This is a genomic window from Mesorhizobium sp. J428, from assembly GCF_024699925.1.
Classification (GTDB): domain Bacteria; phylum Pseudomonadota; class Alphaproteobacteria; order Rhizobiales; family Rhizobiaceae; genus Mesorhizobium_A.
In genome coordinates this window covers 2975186-2992722 of record NZ_JAJOMX010000001.1, presented here as the reverse complement: position 1 = coordinate 2992722, position 17537 = coordinate 2975186, and the positions used below count along the sequence as shown (strand labels likewise).

The window sequence follows — 17537 nt, the reverse complement described above, 5'->3', positions numbered from 1 at the left end:
CTATGCGTCAGCCCTTGGTGGGCATGTCCCAGCACGACGCCGCCGTCATGTTGTCCTTGCGCAGGAAAATAAGCGGCGTGAACAGCGTCGTCTTGGTGGTGCCGGCGGGCTGTTTCAGCTGCAGCAGCTGCTTGATCATGGTCGCCATGTCGCGGGCCTGGCCGGGCACGAAGTAGACCACGGATTCCGAATAGGTGCCGTTGGCGAGGCCGTCGCAGACCATCCGGTTTCCACCACCCTGCGTTAGCAGGTAGACATTCTTGCCCGACTCCTTGATCGCCGCCGCCGTGCCGACGTCCATCACATCCCAGAATCCGGTGATGGCGCACAGATCCGGATGCTGCTGGATCACGGTCGCGGCGATGTTCTTGGCCTTGGTCGCGTCCCAGTCCGCCGCCTGGTTGGAAACGAGCTGGATCTCGGGATGCTTCGACAGGACGTTTTTGATGCCCTGCATCTGGTAGATTGAGGCCGCTGCGGTCAGCACGCCCTGGGTAATGGCCACCTTGCCAGAACCGCCCTTGGACGGCGAGCAGACCTCTACCAGCCGTTCGCCGATCTGCTGACCCATGCCGACATAGTCCGCGCCGACGAACACGTCGGTCGAGTAGCTCGAACGCATGTTCACCTGCACCACGTAGATGCCGGCCTCTTCGGCCTTCTTCAAAAGGCGGGCATAGGACTGGACGTCGGGATTGTGCACCACGATGACGTCCGGCTTCTCGGCGATCAGGGTTGTGATCGCCTGCGCGCCGGCATCCGTAGACCAGTTCGGATCCCGGATGTCGAAGGTCACGCCCAGCGGTTCCAGCGCTTCCTTCAGGCCAGCTGCCCAGCCCTCCGTCAAGTCAAACCCCATCGCCACGGGAACGTAGGCGACCTTCTTGCCGACAAAGGAATCGTAGTACGGTGCGCGGGTCGGGTCGTCGATACCCTCCTGTGCATGAATGGTCCCGCCGCACAACGCGAGCACCGCGGCGAGTGCTGCTGTCTTGATCAGTCGCATGGTCTTCCTCCCATTGTTGACTTGGCTCTAGATGTCGCCCTGCTGAGCGGTCTGCTCGTCGCGGGGGTTCAGGATCGTGTCGATGACGATGGCCGTGAGCAGGATCGCGCCCTTGATCACGTTCTGGACGGTGTGCTGGATGTCCATGATCGTCATGCCGTTGAGCAGTACGCCGATCAGGAGCGTGCCGACGATGACGTTGCGGATGCCACCCTTGCCGCCGGACAGGCCGATGCCGCCGAGCACGACGACCAGGATCACGTCGTAGACATAGGTCGAGATCGCGACGCGCGTGTTCATCGAGGCCACCGAGGCGGCCGTGATGATGCCGGCGAGATAGCCGATCAGCGAGGAGAGCACGTATTGCATCACGACCGTCGGCCGTGTCGGCACGCCGGTGATGCGCGCGGCGAGCATGTTGTCGCCGACGGCGCGAAGATAGCGTCCGGACTTCGCGAAGCGGAGAAAGGCGTGGCCGGCCAGGCACACGCCTGCGAACAGGTAGATCGGCACCGGAACGCCGAACACCGTACCCTGTCCGAGCCACAGGAGCGGCCCGCCGGCTGGGGGCATGTAGACGACGTCGAGATCGAACAGGAAGTAGCGGCCGAACCCGTAGACCAGTGTGCCCATGGCGAGGGTCGCGAAGATCGCAGGGATTTCGACATAGGCTACGAACCAGCCGTTCAGCGCACCGATCGCCACGCTGAAGGCAAGCCCGATGGCGATCGCCTGCGGCAGCGGCATCCCTCCCGCGATCATGCTCAGCGTCCAGGCCACCGAGATTGCCATCAGCGCGACGAGAGACAGGTCGATGCCGCGGCCGATGACCACAAGGCCCATGGCCACGCCGAGGATGCCGAGGATCGACACGCTCCGCACCAGGTTCAGCACGTTGTTGGCGGTCAGAAAGCCGGGCAGGGCAATTGCGAACCCGACGCAGAGGAGCAGCGCCAGGCCGAAGACGATCTGCTCTTGGCTCAGCCGGCCGAACACCTGCATATCCGCTCCTCCCAAAGACGGCGCCAGCGATCGGAACCGCCGGACGGGTGCAAGCTAGCGACGCTTCGAACCTGCTTCTTTCACGTCCACGCAAAGCTTTTCTCTGAGAGCGCAGACGCCGCTGCCGCTGGACGCCTTCCCTTGCGAGGGATAAGCTTTCTTGATCGACTGGGATTGTGGCGGCTCGGGAGGAGCCGCCGTCGCCCGGTGGGATTTGTTCTCGGGTGGAGGGGCCCTTGGACCTGATGTTCGATACGCAGAGCCTGCCGCAGGCAGAGCGCTACGCAGCGTGGCGAGACGCCATCTGCGACGTCTACGTCAATGTCGACGTGGCCGCGACCAGGCCGGAGGACTACCGAGGCTTCATACGCGAGGCCCGGTTCGGAGAGGTCGTCATGACCGATATTCTTCTCTCCGAGCAGCGCATTCGACGCAATCGCCACCACATCGCCCGCCTCGACAAGGACTGCTACTATCTGCAACTCGTCCATAGCGGCAATTTCAGTGTCATCCAGCGGGGTTCGACGCTGCGGTCGAATGCCGCCCGCGGTGCCATCTTCTGCGCCAGCGAACTCTACGAATTGCAGTGCCACGGCGAGGCCCGCTCCTTCTATCTCGAACTTCCTCGCGACGACTTCGCCAGCCGTTTCGACAAGGACAAGATTCCGGTCTCGGCCCTCATCAACACCACTCAGGGCCTTGGCCGTATCGCGACCGAGTTCTGCGCCTCGCTCGCGACGGAAGGTTCGAAACTCGGTGAAGGGATCCGCGCCGGCCTTGGCGACCGACTGATGGACATGCTCGCGCTCACGCTGCAGTCGGGTCCGGACGACGCGCCGTTGGCCGACGGCTCCGTCAGAAAGGCACGGCTCCTCTCGGTCCAGAATTGGATCGAAGCCCATATAGGCGAGCACGACCTGACGCTTGAGCGCATCGCCGTCGCCAACGGTGTTTCGCTGCGCCATCTCCATATGCTCTTCGAAGGAAGCGAGATGACCGCATCGGAGTGGATCTGGAGCCGCCGTCTGCAACTTGCCTATAACCGTCTGGCGCGCGGCGACCACCGAACCATCACCGCCGTCGCCTACGATCTCGGCTTCAACAGTTCCGCGCACTTCTCGACGTTGTTCAGGCGCAAATACGGTATCTCGCCGCGCGATCTCGCGCACCGTAGTGCTGTTTAGACTGTAGAGTCTCGGCGGGGATTCCGTAGTTGGTCAAGTAGCAGCTGCGGACACCGTGTGGTTACGCACGTGGTCCCGCGGGAGCCGTATGACCTCTTCGTCGGTGAGCTGTGTGAAGTCGTGATAGCGAAAGCCCAAGGCAAAAAACGCACAGGTTGGTCGAGGCACACGATCCTGATTGTTTCTCGTACCTATTCCTCCACGACTTCTGGTGGTGCGACCGGAAGCGCTACGACGATTTCGCCAGGCGAACGTCGTTTCAGGGCACGGGCCGCCATTTTCATGGTCGTTCCCGTCGCCTCGCCGTCGTCGACAATGACTGCTGTCTTGCCCGACACTGATATCGGATGCCGGTCACCGATAGACGCCCGGCTGCCGACTCGGAACCACGAACGGCGCACCGGTGCCCCGGCGAAGCAATTGACGCAGCCTTGACCGCGATCTGCTTCTCCACCTTTCTTCAACTCGGCGGTCTTGGGGAGTTTCACCGTCAGCACGCCTTTGGCGAAGGCGTCGATTTTGTCGGCGTCGCCCCCTTTGGAAAGTTGGAAGCTGGAATGACCCGTAACGGCGCTCGGATAGATAATAGTCCTTTATGCTTGTGTTCCTTTTCCTCGCTCTTCTCGACCTCGATGGTCAGGGTGTGACTGGAGAGCTTGATCTTTACATTCTTCTCGTCGAGGCCCATCGGCGCGGCCGTTATTTCGTAGGCGTTCGAGACGCCGCTCATGCCCATCGCCTTGACCAGCTCGTCGACCGAGCGCGTCGAGATGCCCGGACATAGGCTTCCCGAATGACGGCCGCCAGCGCCCTTCTCGCTTCTCGGCCATGCGGCGCGGCTCCAGGAAGCCAGGGAAGTGCCCTTCCGGAGTTTCCGAATGCACAGCTCGACGGTCCCGCGCGCGTCTCCCAGTCCCGGTCGTGATAGCCGTTGCGCTCGACCGTCCGGGGTGGACTCTTCTCGCCCCAGGCGGCGTCAGTCGCCGCCCCCATCTCCATCTCCATCAGCCGCTCGGCGGCAAAGCCGATCATCTCGCGCAGCAGATCGGCATCCGCGCACTTCTCCACGAGCGCGCAGGTTCATCATGTCGTCGGCCTTCGGTCGTCTCTCCGGAAAGGTTGGCTTCGACAACCAGGCCCTACCGGAAAGCGCTGATGACCACCGCGATAACCAGCTACACCACGCTAGGACGTCACCCCGCCATCCCCTTTCGCACTGGAGAAATGCGCGCATCCTGAAAGCCCGAGATCACTGACAGCGTTCGGGGATTCCATGGAAATTGCGACCTTACTCGCCTTCGCGGCGGCCTTCTGTGTTCGCCGCCAGCCCCGGCTCGGACAATATGACGATCGTCGCTCACGATCTCGCACGGCCGGGCGTCGGGTATCGCCTACGGCGCGGGAACGGTCGCCGGCATCTTGATCTTCCTCACTCTCGCCGCGTTCGGTCTATCTATCGCCCGGGATGGGATGAAGGCGGGAGTATCGCGACGCCAAGTCGCCAGTGTTATCAATCCGGATGCTGCTTCCCCTCGCGCGCTCGACTGGAAGAACGCATCCGAGCGCCGTTGCCTTGCGCGCACCCTGAAGGCTGCCCGGGAAACCATCGATGGTGGGTATCTGCGCTGGCTTGTGCCCTGATCTCGACCTGTGTGAGAACCTGCCGAAGCAGTCGAGTCGCGGCAGACGAGACGCCAGTTGTGACGGAGGGCCAGGCAGCGGGTGGACGGCCTGGCCCTCCGAACGAGGTCGTTACACCACGAGGATGTAGACCACCTCGTGAGAGGTCGGCTCGACGATGATGATGCGACCGTCGGCCAGGACGAAGTATTCATAGCCGCGATACTGCGGAACGATCTCGACGAAACGCGGCGGCAGCGGGTGGAACTCGACCGTGGTGGGAACTGCGACGCCGACGCGCAGATCGATATCGATGTCGGCCGGCTCGACCTTGGTCTCCTGGATGATCGTACGAATCTCGGTCTTCTGCTCGGCCGAAATGTCGATCGAGCCGGTCGTCTCGTTCGACGGCTGCTGGTCAGTTCCGGCTCGATCCTGCTTCTGCTGACCCGGGGCAACCTCCGTGGCGCTGTCGGCCTGTTCATTCTTCTGCATCTGGCCGGGCGCCGCATCCTGGGCATCGGCCTGGCCGGCCTTCTGCTGCTGGCCGGGCGCCGTCTCGGTCGCGGCGTTGTCGTTGGGCTTGGTCTCTCCGGCTTTGCCGGCGGCGTCAGCCTGGCCTTCGCGTTTCACCTGGCCGGGAGCGGCCTCGGCTGCGCTATCGACCTCACCCGACTGCGGCTTCTGGCCGGGCGCCATCTCGGTCGCGGCCTGGCCGTCCAGCTTATTCTGGCCTGGTGCCTCGGACTTGGCCGAAGGAGCCTTCTGGTCTTGCAGAGGCGGCTTGGTGGTGTCGGCCTCCTGAGCAGAAACAGTCGTGACGGAAAGGGCGGAGCCAGCGAGAAGGGCGGCGGCAAAGCCAAGTCTGTTGAAGCGTTTCATGGCGTTCTCCTGTCGATTGTTTGAGTGAGGGCCGATCATCCGGCCATATGTCCCGAGCGCTACTTGTCGATCACGTGGACGATCTTGCGCGTCTCGGGCTCGACCAGCACCGTCCTGCCGTCGACCACGACGTAGCGGTGCTGGACATCGGGAACTTCCAGTGCGTGCAGTTCCACGGTCTCGGGAAGAGTTGCGCCCACGGTGACCTCGATGCCGGTGACGTCGACTGGTTCAACCGTGTGGGTGGTCACGTATTCGCGGATCAGGGTTTCCTGCTCCGGCTGGATGATCACGGTCTGGGCGAGCGCGCCGCCGACCATTGCAGCGCCCAGGGCGAGCGCGACGAGTGTTGTGCGTATCATGACGCATCCTCTCGGGTTCGTGTTTCACAAAACTTCCGGTTGGGGTGGAAGCCGACCATCGAACGTGAGCAATGGAAGGGTCGTTCCCCGATGCGGGCTTCATGCCCATGTCACGGGGGCCTTTCGGCAATTGGGATAGGACCTTCGGCCTATCGCCGCGGCGCATTGGTCCGATGGCGGGAACACGTGCGCCGCATTTGCGATTGTTCGGCCAGGATCGGATCGAACGGTCCGCTCAACATAGGAGCCGATCATGGACAACAGTGTCTATCAGGCCCGCTGGTTGCTCGGGCCCTTGTTCTTATTCTGCTTTGCCTTCGTCGGCATCGGCCTAATGGTCGGCTGACACGACACGGACTTACCGGCGCGGCCTCCGTCCCTTCCCGCGTCGCGCCCGTCGGGTGGAACACGCCCGGCGGGCAATCCGTTTACTGGTGCGTCGTGATGCGCCAGAGCAGGGAAACCCGGCATGATCCGATTTCAGCATCTCAGGAGGTATTTCGCGGTGGCGGCCGTTGCAGCGGCATTCGTCGCCCAGCCCCTTGCGCTCCATGTCACGTCGGGAGGCCTGTCGATCGAGGCGGCAGTCGCACACGCGAAGAAGGGAGGCGGAAAAGGCGGTGGGGGCAACGGCAAGGGCAATGCGGGGAAAAGTGGCACCGGAAAGGGCAAAGGCAAAGCCAGGGCGAGCAAGCCCGCCGCGCCGCTGGTCATCCGCCACCGCAACGGCATTCGGGAGTCCGTGCGCGGCGGCCGCTACGAGATGCGCGACGCGCAAGGACGTCGGATCGTCAACCGTCCAGCGACCGGCGCCGATTACGAACGGCTGCGGCGGAACTAGCGCTGGCCGCGCCGACGCGGTGATAGAGCATGGCCGCCTCCGTCCGGTTGCCCGCGCCGAGCTTCGACAGGATGCGGGAGACGTGGTGCTTGACCGTCTTCTCCTGCAGATCGAGGCGAATGGCGATTGCCTTGTTGCTCAGGCCGGCAGCTACAAGATCGAGCACTTCACTTTCTCTTGCGCTGAGCGCGCTTACCGGGTCGACCGCGACGGGCGAGCCCCTTTCGGCTGACAGGTGCGACAGGAGACGGACCGAGAGGCTGGGCGTCACATAGGTCTCGCCAGCAACGATTGCAGACAGGATCTCTGCCAGCGCGCGGGAGCCGATCCCTTTGAGCAGGTAACCCTTGGCGCCGCCTTTCAGCGCTGCGACGAGGTCGTCCGTCGTCTCGGAAACGGTCAGCACGACAATGCGAATGGAAGGCTGGGCGGCCAAGATCGACGATATGGCATGCAGCCCATTGCCGGGCATCGACAGATCTATCAGCATGAGGTCAGGCCGGGCTTCCGCGGCAATGCGCACGGCATCGTCGCGTGAGGCGCCCTCTGCGACGATCGCGAACAGGCCGGTTTCGCTGAGGCTGCGGACCACGCCCTCGCGGAAAAGCGGATGATCGTCGACGACAGCGACGGAGATTCGGTCGCTCATGCGCGTTCCCCAGACTCCAGGTCGAGCACCATGGCCAGCGTCGTGCCCCTTGCCGACGTGTCCAGCAGGAATGTGCCGCCGAGACTCTCGATCCTCTCCCGGATGCCGGCGATGCCGAGACTCTCGGGACTGATCGCAGAGGGGTCGAAACCAGGCCCGTCGTCGCTGACGGAAATCGAAAGCCTGCCGCCGCTGGCGTCAATGGCGACGCGCTGGCGCGCTCCGCGGCAATGGCGGTAGCCATTGTTGAGCGCCTCCTGCACAAAGCGGTAGGCACAGATGCGTTGGGACAGTGCCACGGGTGCGTCAGTGGCTGCGAAGCTGCGAGAAACGCGTACGCCGGAAAATTTCTCGTAGGTATCGACAGCCTGGGTCACGACGCTGCTAAGATCCGAGCTCTCGATCTGAGGCAGCACAAGGCCGCGGCAGATGGTGCGGATCTCGTCGAGCGCCTCGGCAAGACGTCCGCGGATGCTGCGGATCTCGTCCTCGCGCCTCTTGGGATCGGCATCGGCAGCCAGCACCAACTCGCTGTCGAGACGCATGGCTGCCAGCGCCACGAATTGCGCGGGCCCGTCGTGCAGATCGGCGCCGAGACGCCGCAGATAGCTCTCGTTGAGCGCGGTCGCCTCCTGGGTAGCGCGCTGGACGCGCCGATGCAGGGCGCGGTTCTGTCGAGAAGACCGGTCAGTTCGGCGACACGGTTGTTCAAATCGCTGGCCTGCCGGTCGATGGTGCGGCTGCCGCGTAGCACGATGGCACTCAGTGCCAGGAAGAAGAGCGAGGTCACCGCTGCCACTGCCGCCCAACTGCGCAATCTCGTCGTGGCCAGCGTGGCCTCCAGTTCCTCCGCCCGTTCGTAGAACTCGATCACGGCGACGACGTCTCCGGACCAAGGCTGCAGAATGGGATTGTAGATTTCCAGAAGCGGTCCAGCAGGTGTGGTGGAACTTCCGTCAAGCACATCGAAACGATCGTAGTTGGCGACGATCTTGCCGGCGAATGCCTGCCTCAAGCTCGGAGTGACCGGGAAGCGCCGTCCGATCAGGCTGTCCTCCTGGGCATAAAGGATGGTGCCGTCGAGCGCCCACAGACGCATCTCGGCGAGGCGTCGGCCGAGCGCGCCCTGGCCGAGCGTCTCGTCGAGTGCGCGCCGCACGACGTCGTCCAGCACCGTGCTGGCACGCATGTCCGGCAGAAGCGGAGCTATGACGCTGTCTACGTAGAGCGCGGTCGTGGCAGCCGCGTTGCGGGTGACCGCGCGTTCGATCAGGAAGGTGACGGCCGCGCCGACGACAAGCATCGCCAGAAGGGCAACGATTCCCCCGACTGCCAGGAACTGCGCGGCCAGCGAGGATGCCAGCCTGTCGCGAAGCCGAGAAACGCGGCCCGAGGTCCTCCGCGCCACACCGTCGCGCGCGACGCGGTCGTGAACGATGGATGTCACAGCCAACCCATGCCATTCCGGCGGCGCCATACGTCGTGGGCGCCCTGCCGCGTTTTTTGAACCCTCAGGCGTGATGAACGAACAGGAGGATGAGCGGTTCCGCCTAGTCTTGCTGTCGCCTCAGTTCGACGCAGGGGATGCAAATCGCGTGCTGGATAAGATTGTGTCAGAGCTCAACTCGGAGACTGCGTTTTCCAACAATTCCGCCGACAGATTTTGATACTGCGGAAGCACCTTCAGCGGCCAAGACCACAGACCGTTTGCCCTTTGCCTCTGTCGATAGGGCCGAGGTGGATGCTGACGAAACGCTGATGCGATGAACAACACCGGCGTTGTCGATCGCTTCCTGGCGACTTTCACCTCCTATTCGATTCCGGCTTCGGTCGCTCGGCGGCGAGGTTGCCTTCCTCACTTCCAGCTTGATCGTTATCGACATCACGCTCGCTGGCTTATTCTGGGCCTGGGGCGCCGCCGATGACGTGGTCCAGCGGCTCGTGAAGAAGACGCGGCTTCTTCGCCTTCATCATCGGCGACTTCAATGATCTCGCCGGTATTGTCTTCAAGTCCTTCAGCGGGCTCGGCCTGAGGGCGGTAGATTCGTCGCTCAACCAATATTTTCGTCGGCCTGCGTGACCTGGACGATCACCAAGCGCCTTGCCGTCGTGACGCGGAGGCTGCTGAATCTATCTAACCGGCTGAAACAATATCGAAAATCGAGCAAGTGCCAAACTGGCAGCGGCCTAATCCTAAGAAATATGCCGGTGCATAAGACTGTGTTGGCAGCGTGTCATGGTCGAAATGCGAGGTGCACCCTCACAAAGCGAAGGCAATCCGCTGGTCGGCACTTCCATTGCCGATATACACGTGGTTGGTCGATCTGGTGCTCGCGCAAAGCCTGTGCTGGCCGTGACCGCTGCGACACCCAATGGCGCAGGCCTTTTGGGGCGGCCTTACTCGTTCTGATAAAGCTCGATGCTTCCGTCTTCCAGGACGTAGCCCAAAGCAATTTCGCTGGAACCGTCTACGAAGGAGAGGTCCTTCTTTTCAGACTGTACTCGCATTGTGCCCGTGATCAGAACGCCCTCAAACAGTCTCGCAGGCGCGAATGGAGCGGATGATTTTACATAGATCACCTGGTTCGGCGGCGGTGGCGGCTCGTGGATGCACGCACCGAAATAGGGGACCAACAGGAACTCGGTCGTGCCGTCCGGATCAAAATCCAAGGGCAGCAAATAGCCGGCAATGGCTACCTGCTTGCCGTCAAACTTCTTCTCGGTAAGGGTTCCACGCCTCTCAATCTCGCCAACCCAGTCGAGGTATCGTTTGTGAAGCGCATCGATGTCGACGCCTTGCTTTGCAAACTTCTCCCTGTTGGCGTCGACTCTCCTTTTGGCTTCGTCGATCTGATCGGCAAGCTGTTCGGCCGCCTCGTGCGCCAGGTAACCTTGCAGGTAATTGAAATCTCTCAGCGCCTCCTGCTGCTCCGAAGGAAGGTCTTCCACGAAATTTGCCAGCGGTTCTGTCGGCGGGACCAGCATTTCCCATTTCAGCTGGGTGGCGCGCTCACTGAATGCCGCGTCGCAGCCGACGCCCAAAACAGCCAGAACGAGAGTGATGCAGTGGAACGCCGATCTCACATTGGCGAAGAAGAATCTGGGGGGCTTCATGTTCTCACCATCATGCCGTTTGCGAGGGACATTCTGTAGGCACGATGGGCTGGCAGGAATCCTGCTGCCATGCCGCCGATCAAGATTGCCAACAGTAACAGTGCATCGGTCGTGGATGGGGGTTGGACGCCGATGTCGATGCCGAATCTTCGGTCGATCAGAGGGCGAGCCACCACCAGGGCCGCATACAGCGCGGCGGTGCCGGTCACAATTCCCGCCACGGTCAGCAGCGTCGCCTCTCCGACAAGAAGGCTCGCGACCGTGCCGGGTCGCGCGCCCAGCGAGCGCAATATCGCGATCTCACGACGTCGCTCATTGAGCGTCGACAGTATCATCGCCGACAAGCCGAGCATCGACGTCACCACGACCATGGCGGACACACCCAGCAATGCGGTCTCGGCGGTACCGACCAGGCCCCACATCTCCTGCAAAGCGACGCCGGGCAGGACGGCTGATAAAGGCTCGGCCCTGTATTCGTTCACGTCGCGCTGAAATCCGATAACCTGCAGGCGCGACTTCAAGCCGATAATGGCCGCGGTTATCGCCCTCGTCGGGAGGGACATCTGCCGCAGACGATCGGCCGGAGTAACTTGTCCCGGAATCCGTGAACCGGACCGCCAGTCGACATGCATCGCCTCGATCGCCTTGAGACTGACATGGAGGGATTTGTCCACCGACGTGCCGGTTCGCGTCAGAATGCCGGAGACGCGAAACGGAAGGTCGTCATGCTGTGGCCCAAGGGAACCCGCACCATGCGCAACGACGATCTTGTCTCCGATGGCATAGCCAAGCCGGCTCGCAACGTCCGCGCCGAGGACGACATCGAAGAGGTCATCAAAGGGCTGTCCGGCGGCGAACGCCAAGGCCTGGCCGCCGCGATACCGGAAGTGCTCGAAATAATCCGGGGTCGTCCCGATAACAGGGAAGCCACGGTGACTGTCGCCAAGGGCGAGTGGAATTGCCCAGGCTACTTCCGGGCGCGAAACGATGTCTTCGTAGCTGCGCCAGGTGACATTGTTGGTGGCGTTGCCAATGCGGAACACCGAGTAGAGAAGGAGCTGCATGGCACCCGACCGGGCGCCGATGACCAGATCCGCGCCCGACACCGTGCCGGCAAAGCTGTCTCGCGCGCCGCTGCGCACTTTCTCGACACCGAGCAGAAGCATGACGCTGACCGAGATCGCAAGGATCGTCAGCAACACCGTGACCCAGCGGTTGCGCAGCGATTGAAGGGCAAGACGCGCGAGGATCATGCCCGGGCTCCGCCTTTCGACGTTGTCAGAATGTCGTGGAGTTGGATCACCCGCGTGAAATGCTGCGTCAAGCGTCGGTCGTGACTTACCATGATCAGGGTTGCCCCCGTCGCCTCGATCTGGCCGAACAGAAGGTCGAGAAAATCCTGCTGCCGATCGTCGTCGAGGGCTGATGTCGGCTCGTCGGCGACAACGATCTCGGGTGAACCGATGAGCGCCCGCGCCGTCGCGACGCGCTGTTGCTGACCTACGCTCAAAGTGGCCGCCGTTTGCCGCCCGATATCAGCCGGAAGCCCCAAGGCGGACAAGAGGCGGCGGGCTTCGCTCTGCATGCCGCCGGCGGCAGTGGCGCGGGCGCGGCGATTCGGTGCGAAGCTGAGCGGCAGCATCACATTGTCGATGACGGCGCCATAGGGAAGAAGATTGAACATCTGGAAGATGATGCCGAAGTGCTCGGCGCGGAATTGGTCGCGTGCGCCGCGGCTTAGCTTTTCCAGTCGCGTCCCTAAGATATTGAGCGTTCCGGATTGCGGCGAGACGAGGCCGGTCAGCAGGCTGAGCAGCGTTGATTTTCCGCTGCCGGATGCGCCAAGCATCAGGAGACGCTCCCCGCGGGCAACCTCAAACTGGTCGATCGAGAGGCCGAATTCATCTCGCGCTGTCCATTTGTATTCGACGCCGCGCAAGCGCACGGCGTCTGTCTCTGCCTCCCCGTTCATCTCATCTTTCCAGATGACGGTAGTCGCGGGTCACGTCCGAGGAGGATTGTCCATCGGCGTCGATGATCGTCACGGCGAGTGCGCGGGCCTCCGCGAAGCGATCGAAGAAAGGGAAATAGATCGACGTGAGCTGTGCAGCATCCGTGCAGGCGAGAGCATAAGTTGCCCGGAACTCGCTGTGATGGTCTTCGAGCTCTTCGGTCTCCGCGCTGTCGTCAGCCTCAGCTGCGGCGTCATGGTGCTCTTGGTCTTGGGCGACGACTGTGACCTCCGCTGAGGTCAAAGTGCAGCCTGTGGATTCGGGCAATACGAAGAGGTTCAGTGGTTCCCTTAGGTCGGCCAGCGCGGTCTCGACAGCTCTCTTCTGCCTGGCGGTTTCAGCTTCGTGCTCAAACCCGACAATATCCATGCCGGGGGCAACGAACTCCATCTGAACATTGTTGGCCTCGATAGCGATCGCCAATGTCGCGCGTCCATGGACATGCGGACCAACCTCTCGACGATCTTCTTCAGCGTGGGCCGCTGAAACAACTGCAAAAATGCCGGCAGCAAATAATCTCCCGGCGTGGTGGTACACTCCCATATCTGCCTCCCAAATCGATATGATCAGTAGCCGCCGTCGAGACAAGTCGGCCCGTGGCGCTACACTATCCTGGACAGTTCGGTGCTGATCAGTTTGGCCGTTTGACGCACCAGCCTTGCGCAGAGTTCGTGGCGGCGCTCGTCGTGCCGGTACACCGGCATACTGACGCTGACCGCTCCGACCGGTTCTCCCGAACGATTGAAGATCGGGCTGCCGATACAACGGATATCCGGCTCGTTCTCCTCGTCATCGAATGCGAAGCCTTGCTCGCGCGTCCGCTTCAATTCATCGAACAGCGCTTCTGGTGTCGTGAACGTCTTGGGGGTATGGCGCCTCAGATCGAGGCTCTTGATGACCTCCAACAGCCGCTGGTCCGGCAGGCCAGATAGCCACGCCTTACCCACGGATGTGGAGTGAAGTTCTACCTGGCCGCCAATACTGGTTTTCATCTGAACCGAGCTGGAGCCTACCAACTTGTCGATGTAGACCATCCGGTTGTTGCTGGGCACCGCAAGGTGCACGGCCTCGTCCGTTTGGTCGCGGAGCGATACCAGAAAATGTCGTGCGATCGTTCGTAAGTCGAAGTCTTCCCAGGTCTTGGCGGCAAGCTGAAGGAGGCGCGGCCCGAGGCGAAACGTTCCGTCCTCTCCCGACTGCGCGACGAGTCCCTCCGCGATGAGCGCCGAAACGAGGCGATAGACCGTCCCCCTGGGAAACGGGGCACGCTTCGTGAGTTGGGCAATGTCCAGTGCTCCGGGGGCATCTGCGATAATCTGCAGCACCGCTATGAACTTCGAGAACGAGGCCGCTCCCTGCACGTGAGTAGGAGCCCTTGCATCGGCTTCGTCCTCAAGGTCACTCCGGCTCATAGCGCATCTCCTTGCGAGCTTGACAACGCAACATGCGGGGCATACACGTTCATGGGCAAGTTGTCCATATTGTAGTCAACGTTCCTGTTTTCGGTGCTAGCCGTGTGATCGAGGAGGATCAACAGCCAAGCACTTGCACCGAATATGAACGTATCCGGCCGTCCGCACCTTTCGCCAAAGGCCGCGGGAATAGTTATGGGGAGAGGAAGCAAATGACCAAAAAAGGATACTGGGTTGCAATGGTCGATATTGCAGACCAGGAAGGGGCATAAGGAATACATTGCCTTGAACAAGGCGGCGTTCGACAAATACGGCGCGACCTTTGTCGTTCGTGCGGGAACGAGCCAGGTCATGGAGGGCCCTCCCGCGAACCGGCTGGCGGTCATCGAGTTCAAGGACTACGAAACCGCACTCGCCTGCTACAACTCTCCCGAGTATCAGACGGCGATCAAGGCCCGCGAGAATCACGCCAAGGCACATCTGGCCGTCGTGGAAGGTGTCTGACACCGCGCGCGCGCTCGAGACCTTCTATCATGCTGGGTGGAGGGATCGTTGTCTTTACCTTCGCGTGCTGTCGACCGGATGAGCAGGCCAGGCCTCCATCGCTCGATTGGGTGTTTTCACCCGATCAATAGGCTGGAAGTATCCTGCTGACGGTCTCCGTAGCCTCGTCGGAGTGCGGCGAGGTGTGTTGCATGCGCGCACAGCCTTTTTTGGGAGCAGTCATGTCCTCACCGTTACAATGGCTTTTCAAGGCTTTCGATGTCTTCGTCGTCGCCGGTATGGCCGTCATCAGCCTCCTGATCTTTACCAATGTCGTGCTTCGGTACGGCTTCAGCTCAGGCATCCCGTTTGCGGTTGAGGTCTCACGTGTGGTCCTCGTCTGGGTCATCTTCATGGGATCCGTGGTGGCCTTAGCCAAGGGCGCGCATCTCGGCGTCGAGTCGTTGGTGGTCCGGTTGCCTCGCAGGGCGCGCTTCGTCTGCTTCCTTGTTTCATACGCCTTGATGCTTTGGTGCTGCTGGCTCCTGGCGCAAGGCAGCTGGTCACTCACCGTGATCGAATGGGGCAATGTCCAGGCACTCTCGGGAATTCCCGTCGGCGCCATCTACCTCGCGGGGTTTATCGCTGCCATCCTGATGGCCCTGATTCTCCTTCTTGATCTGTGGCGCTCGCTGCGCGGCATCCTGCCCACCCCTTGGTCGGGGGTGGAGCATGTCGAGCCGCTGCCGGTCGTGCCCCCCGCGCTTACTTCGGAGAAAGCACCGTGAGCGGCCTGGTCTTTATCGTTTCCCTCCTTGGTGCGATGGGCATCGGAGTTCCCATTGCCTTTGCCCTGATGCTGTCGGGCGTCGCGATGATGCTCCTGATGGGAAATGTCGATGCGCAGATCCTGGCGCAGCGGCTGGTCAACGGCGCTGACAGCTATCCGCTGATGGCGATCCCGTTCTTCCTCATCGCGGGCGAGCTCATGAATGCCGGCGGCCTCTCTCGCCGCATCGTCAACGTCGCCCTGGCGCTCGTCGGGCACATACGCGGCGGCCTCGGTTACGTGGTCATCGGCACGGGCCTGATCCTTGCCAGCGTCTCGGGCTCCGCCATCGCGGATACGGCGACGCTGGCCGTCATGCTGGTGCCCCTGATGCGGCAGGCGGGCTACCACATGGGTCGAGCCTCAGGCCTGATGGCGGCGACAGGCATCATCGCCCCCATCATCCCGCCCTCCGTCGGGTTCATCATCCTGGGCGTCACCGCAAATATCTCCATCGTCGGCCTGTTCTTCGCCGGAATCGTGCCGGGGATCTTGATGGGAGTGAGCCTCATGATCGCCTGGTGGTTCCTCTCCAAAAAGGAAACGGCGTCGGTCCGGCCCAAACTGCCGCGCAGGGATCTCCCGAAGACCATCGTCGACGCCGTCTGGGCGTTGATGATGCCGGTGATCATCCTGGCCGGACTGCGCTTCGGCCTCTTCACGCCCACCGAGGCCGGCGTTGTTGCCGCCGCCTATGCATTGTTCGTGGGGATATTTGTCTATCGCGAGCTGACGCCGCGGCTGCTCTACGACGCGCTGCTCGCGTCCGGGCGCCTGACGGCAGTGATCATGCTCCTGGTGGCGGCCTCCATGATCTCCGGCTTCATGCTGACGATCTCCAACATGCCCGCCCAACTCGTCAGTCTCCTCGATCCGTTCATCGACTCGCCGATCCTGCTGATGGGGATGATCGTCATAGCGGTCTTCATCGTCGGCACGGCGCTCGATTTCGCGCCCTGCATCACGATTCTGGTGCCGATCCTCATACCGCTCGTCAATGCGGCCGGGATCGATCCGGTCTATTTCGGGGTCATTTTCATGATGGTCAACGCAGTCGGCCTGATCACACCGCCTGTCGGAACGGTCCTCAACACAGTGTGCGGGATCAGCGGGGTTTCAATGGAGGCGGCTACGAAGGGCGCGATGCCGTGCACCTTGTGGCCCAGATGATCCTCATTGTGCTGCTGGTTCTGTTCCCGGCATTGGTGACCGTGCCAGCGTCCTGGCTTCATTAAGGCTCGAACCGTGGAGGAGTTGGACGAGCCCTCGGCTATGGCTTTTCCGCCCGTGCTGCACAGGCTCTCGCACGCGGACGGCGGCGAGATCCTGACGCGGGAGCAGCCGCAGTCGCTGACGTAGGCCGATGTCGAATTGCTGCACATATTCTAGGTCTTCCTGTGCCTCGGGCTGACCGACGTCGGACGCCAGCAGCATGGCCGCTACGGCCCGCCAGTTCTCGCCAACCTTCCGCCGATCGGCGACGCGTTCCCATCCCAACCAGAACTCCGGGACGCGCGCCGAGCCCGTCATCCTGACCCGGCCATAGGCCATCCATGACACCCTGGCTGCGCAACATGTGGCCGAGCAGATGCGGTCGCAATTGCAGCTGATGAACGAACCGTCCTGGAACGTCCCGCTGCGGCGGCCGGACAAGACGATCATCGAATGAAGACATTCTCGCCTCGGCCGCGGGACATCCAGGCCATCGCATTCGCGCTCGCCGTCGGTACCATGCCCGCAGATGCCCCGCATCCTTCGTCGCGTCGACGCTACGCTATGCCTTCTAGCCGCGGCAATCGCGGTCCATGATCTTGCGTCTTTGCTCATTCCCAACCGCTACACGCAGGGCATCCTTCTTGTCGGGTTCGCCGAGGGGTGGTTCAAGGCGGGCGATTTCGCCGTAGTGGTCTGGCGCATCGGGACGTGGGCGCGCTGTTGCTCCTGCTGGTGGCTGTTCGGCGTCGCCATACTGGAGGCTGGGCAGCCGCGACGTCGGCGGCTTCGAGACATCAGCTAATCGGTGTATCCCCATCCCGGTCGGGCAGGCCGGCGTCGGCGCCCAGATCGGACTTACTTCGGTCGAAGCTTTCATCTTAAGCGTCATCAGCGCCTTACGGATCGATCTCAACACTGCCGAGCGG

General features: G+C 62.2%; 19 protein-coding genes and 5 pseudogenes. 8 read left to right on the top strand and 16 right to left on the bottom strand.

The annotated features are described in order from the left end of the window. Positions 1–7 precede the first annotated feature (7 nt). Both LRS09_RS15150 and LRS09_RS15145 read right to left on the bottom strand, forming a co-directional pair. Complete coding sequence (locus LRS09_RS15150) at positions 8–1006, bottom strand: sugar ABC transporter substrate-binding protein (RefSeq protein WP_257807614.1); 999 nt, start codon at positions 1004–1006, stop codon at positions 8–10. A gap of 27 nt (positions 1007–1033) precedes the next feature. Continuing rightward, complete coding sequence (locus LRS09_RS15145; protein ID WP_257807613.1) at positions 1034–2008, bottom strand: ABC transporter permease; 975 nt, start codon at positions 2006–2008, stop codon at positions 1034–1036. Positions 2009–2253: 245 nt separating this feature from the next. On the opposite strand from LRS09_RS15145, the gene LRS09_RS15140 reads away from it, so the two are divergent. Next, positions 2254–3192, top strand: coding sequence for a helix-turn-helix domain-containing protein (locus tag LRS09_RS15140; protein WP_257810201.1), 939 nt, complete (start codon positions 2254–2256; stop codon positions 3190–3192). A 191-nt stretch (positions 3193–3383) separates the two neighbouring features. On the opposite strand, the gene LRS09_RS30065 is transcribed toward LRS09_RS15140, so the two are convergent. Genes LRS09_RS30065 through LRS09_RS15125 form a run of 3 tightly spaced genes read right to left on the bottom strand, consistent with a single transcriptional unit; the run spans position 3384 to position 4260 of the window. After that, a complete protein-coding gene (locus LRS09_RS30065) occupies positions 3384–3680 on the bottom strand; it encodes a phosphoribosyltransferase family protein (RefSeq protein ID WP_308240304.1) in 297 nt (98 codons plus the stop codon). A gap of 2 nt (positions 3681–3682) precedes the next feature. Further along, a complete protein-coding gene (locus LRS09_RS15130; RefSeq protein ID WP_308240375.1) occupies positions 3683–3922 on the bottom strand; it encodes an Hsp20 family protein in 240 nt (79 codons plus the stop codon). After that, positions 3919–4260, bottom strand: coding sequence for a transposase (locus LRS09_RS15125; RefSeq protein WP_374684846.1), 342 nt, complete (start codon positions 4258–4260; stop codon positions 3919–3921). Before LRS09_RS15125 ends, LRS09_RS15130 begins: the two co-directional genes overlap by 4 nt. A gap of 205 nt (positions 4261–4465) precedes the next feature. Here LRS09_RS15125 and LRS09_RS15120 point away from each other — a divergent pair. Further along, positions 4466–4650, top strand: a pseudogene (locus tag LRS09_RS15120) (LysE family transporter); the annotation flags it as partial. A 12-nt stretch (positions 4651–4662) separates the two neighbouring features. Then, entirely contained in the window at positions 4663–4833 is a 171-nt protein-coding gene (locus tag LRS09_RS30315; RefSeq protein WP_374684915.1) for a DNA -binding domain-containing protein, read from the top strand. 111 nt (positions 4834–4944) lie between these two features. On the opposite strand, the gene LRS09_RS15115 is transcribed toward LRS09_RS30315, so the two are convergent. Beyond that, positions 4945–5694: a DUF1236 domain-containing protein gene (locus LRS09_RS15115; RefSeq protein ID WP_257807611.1), complete on the bottom strand. Its 750-nt coding sequence runs from the start codon at positions 5692–5694 to the stop codon at positions 4945–4947. A 59-nt stretch (positions 5695–5753) separates the two neighbouring features. Further along, complete coding sequence (locus LRS09_RS15110; protein WP_257807610.1) at positions 5754–6056, bottom strand: DUF1236 domain-containing protein; 303 nt, start codon at positions 6054–6056, stop codon at positions 5754–5756. Positions 6057–6525: 469 nt separating this feature from the next. Between LRS09_RS15110 and LRS09_RS15105 the strand changes: the two genes are divergently transcribed. Next, positions 6526–6897 (top strand): hypothetical protein, encoded by a 372-nt coding sequence (locus LRS09_RS15105; protein WP_257807609.1) that lies wholly within the window; start codon positions 6526–6528, stop codon positions 6895–6897. On the opposite strand, the gene LRS09_RS15100 is transcribed toward LRS09_RS15105, so the two are convergent. Together LRS09_RS15100 and LRS09_RS15095 are read right to left on the bottom strand one after the other, a co-directional pair. Continuing rightward, the gene (locus tag LRS09_RS15100) at positions 6848–7546 is read right to left on the bottom strand and encodes a response regulator transcription factor (protein ID WP_257807607.1); all 699 of its coding nucleotides are present in this window, start codon (positions 7544–7546) and stop codon (positions 6848–6850) included. The genes LRS09_RS15105 and LRS09_RS15100 overlap by 50 nt on opposite strands. Then, positions 7543–8849: pseudogene (locus LRS09_RS15095) on the bottom strand (sensor histidine kinase). The gene LRS09_RS15100 and the pseudogene LRS09_RS15095 overlap by 4 nt, the downstream one beginning before the upstream one ends. Before the next feature lie 460 nt (positions 8850–9309). Here LRS09_RS15095 and LRS09_RS15090 point away from each other — a divergent pair. Continuing rightward, positions 9310–9602, top strand: a pseudogene (locus LRS09_RS15090) (type IV secretion system protein); the annotation flags it as partial. A 341-nt stretch (positions 9603–9943) separates the two neighbouring features. Here LRS09_RS15090 and LRS09_RS15085 read toward each other — a convergent pair. The 5 genes from LRS09_RS15085 to LRS09_RS15065 are packed head-to-tail and all read right to left on the bottom strand — an operon-like array spanning position 9944 to position 14084. Further along, positions 9944–10660, bottom strand: a complete 717-nt coding sequence (locus LRS09_RS15085) for a DUF3299 domain-containing protein (RefSeq protein WP_257807606.1) — start codon at positions 10658–10660, stop codon at positions 9944–9946. Then, entirely contained in the window at positions 10657–11913 is a 1257-nt protein-coding gene (locus LRS09_RS15080) for an FtsX-like permease family protein (protein WP_257807605.1), read from the bottom strand. Before LRS09_RS15080 ends, LRS09_RS15085 begins: the two co-directional genes overlap by 4 nt. Further along, on the bottom strand, positions 11910–12632 hold the full coding sequence (locus LRS09_RS15075; protein ID WP_257807604.1) for an ABC transporter ATP-binding protein: 723 nt from the start codon (positions 12630–12632) through the stop codon (positions 11910–11912). The genes LRS09_RS15080 and LRS09_RS15075 overlap by 4 nt, the downstream gene beginning before the upstream one ends. Before the next feature lies 1 nt (position 12633). Continuing rightward, positions 12634–13215: a DUF2796 domain-containing protein gene (locus LRS09_RS15070; RefSeq protein WP_257807603.1), complete on the bottom strand. Its 582-nt coding sequence runs from the start codon at positions 13213–13215 to the stop codon at positions 12634–12636. A gap of 59 nt (positions 13216–13274) precedes the next feature. Further along, entirely contained in the window at positions 13275–14084 is an 810-nt protein-coding gene (locus LRS09_RS15065) for an IclR family transcriptional regulator (RefSeq protein ID WP_257807602.1), read from the bottom strand. 212 nt (positions 14085–14296) lie between these two features. On the opposite strand from LRS09_RS15065, the pseudogene LRS09_RS15060 reads away from it, so the two are divergent. From LRS09_RS15060 to LRS09_RS15050, 3 genes and pseudogenes are all read left to right on the top strand, one after another. Further along, positions 14297–14588: pseudogene (locus LRS09_RS15060) on the top strand (DUF1330 domain-containing protein). Between the two features lie 191 nt (positions 14589–14779). Further along, positions 14780–15355 (top strand): TRAP transporter small permease, encoded by a 576-nt coding sequence (locus tag LRS09_RS15055; protein ID WP_257807601.1) that lies wholly within the window; start codon positions 14780–14782, stop codon positions 15353–15355. Continuing rightward, positions 15352–16631, top strand: a pseudogene (locus LRS09_RS15050) (TRAP transporter large permease). The gene LRS09_RS15055 and the pseudogene LRS09_RS15050 overlap by 4 nt, the downstream one beginning before the upstream one ends. Here LRS09_RS15050 and LRS09_RS15045 read toward each other — a convergent pair. Then, a complete protein-coding gene (locus LRS09_RS15045) occupies positions 16570–17058 on the bottom strand; it encodes a hypothetical protein (RefSeq protein WP_257810331.1) in 489 nt (162 codons plus the stop codon). The pseudogene LRS09_RS15050 and the gene LRS09_RS15045 overlap by 62 nt on opposite strands. A gap of 121 nt (positions 17059–17179) precedes the next feature. Beyond that, positions 17180–17500 (bottom strand): hypothetical protein, encoded by a 321-nt coding sequence (locus LRS09_RS15040; RefSeq protein ID WP_257807600.1) that lies wholly within the window; start codon positions 17498–17500, stop codon positions 17180–17182. Between the last annotated feature and the right edge of the window lie 37 nt (positions 17501–17537).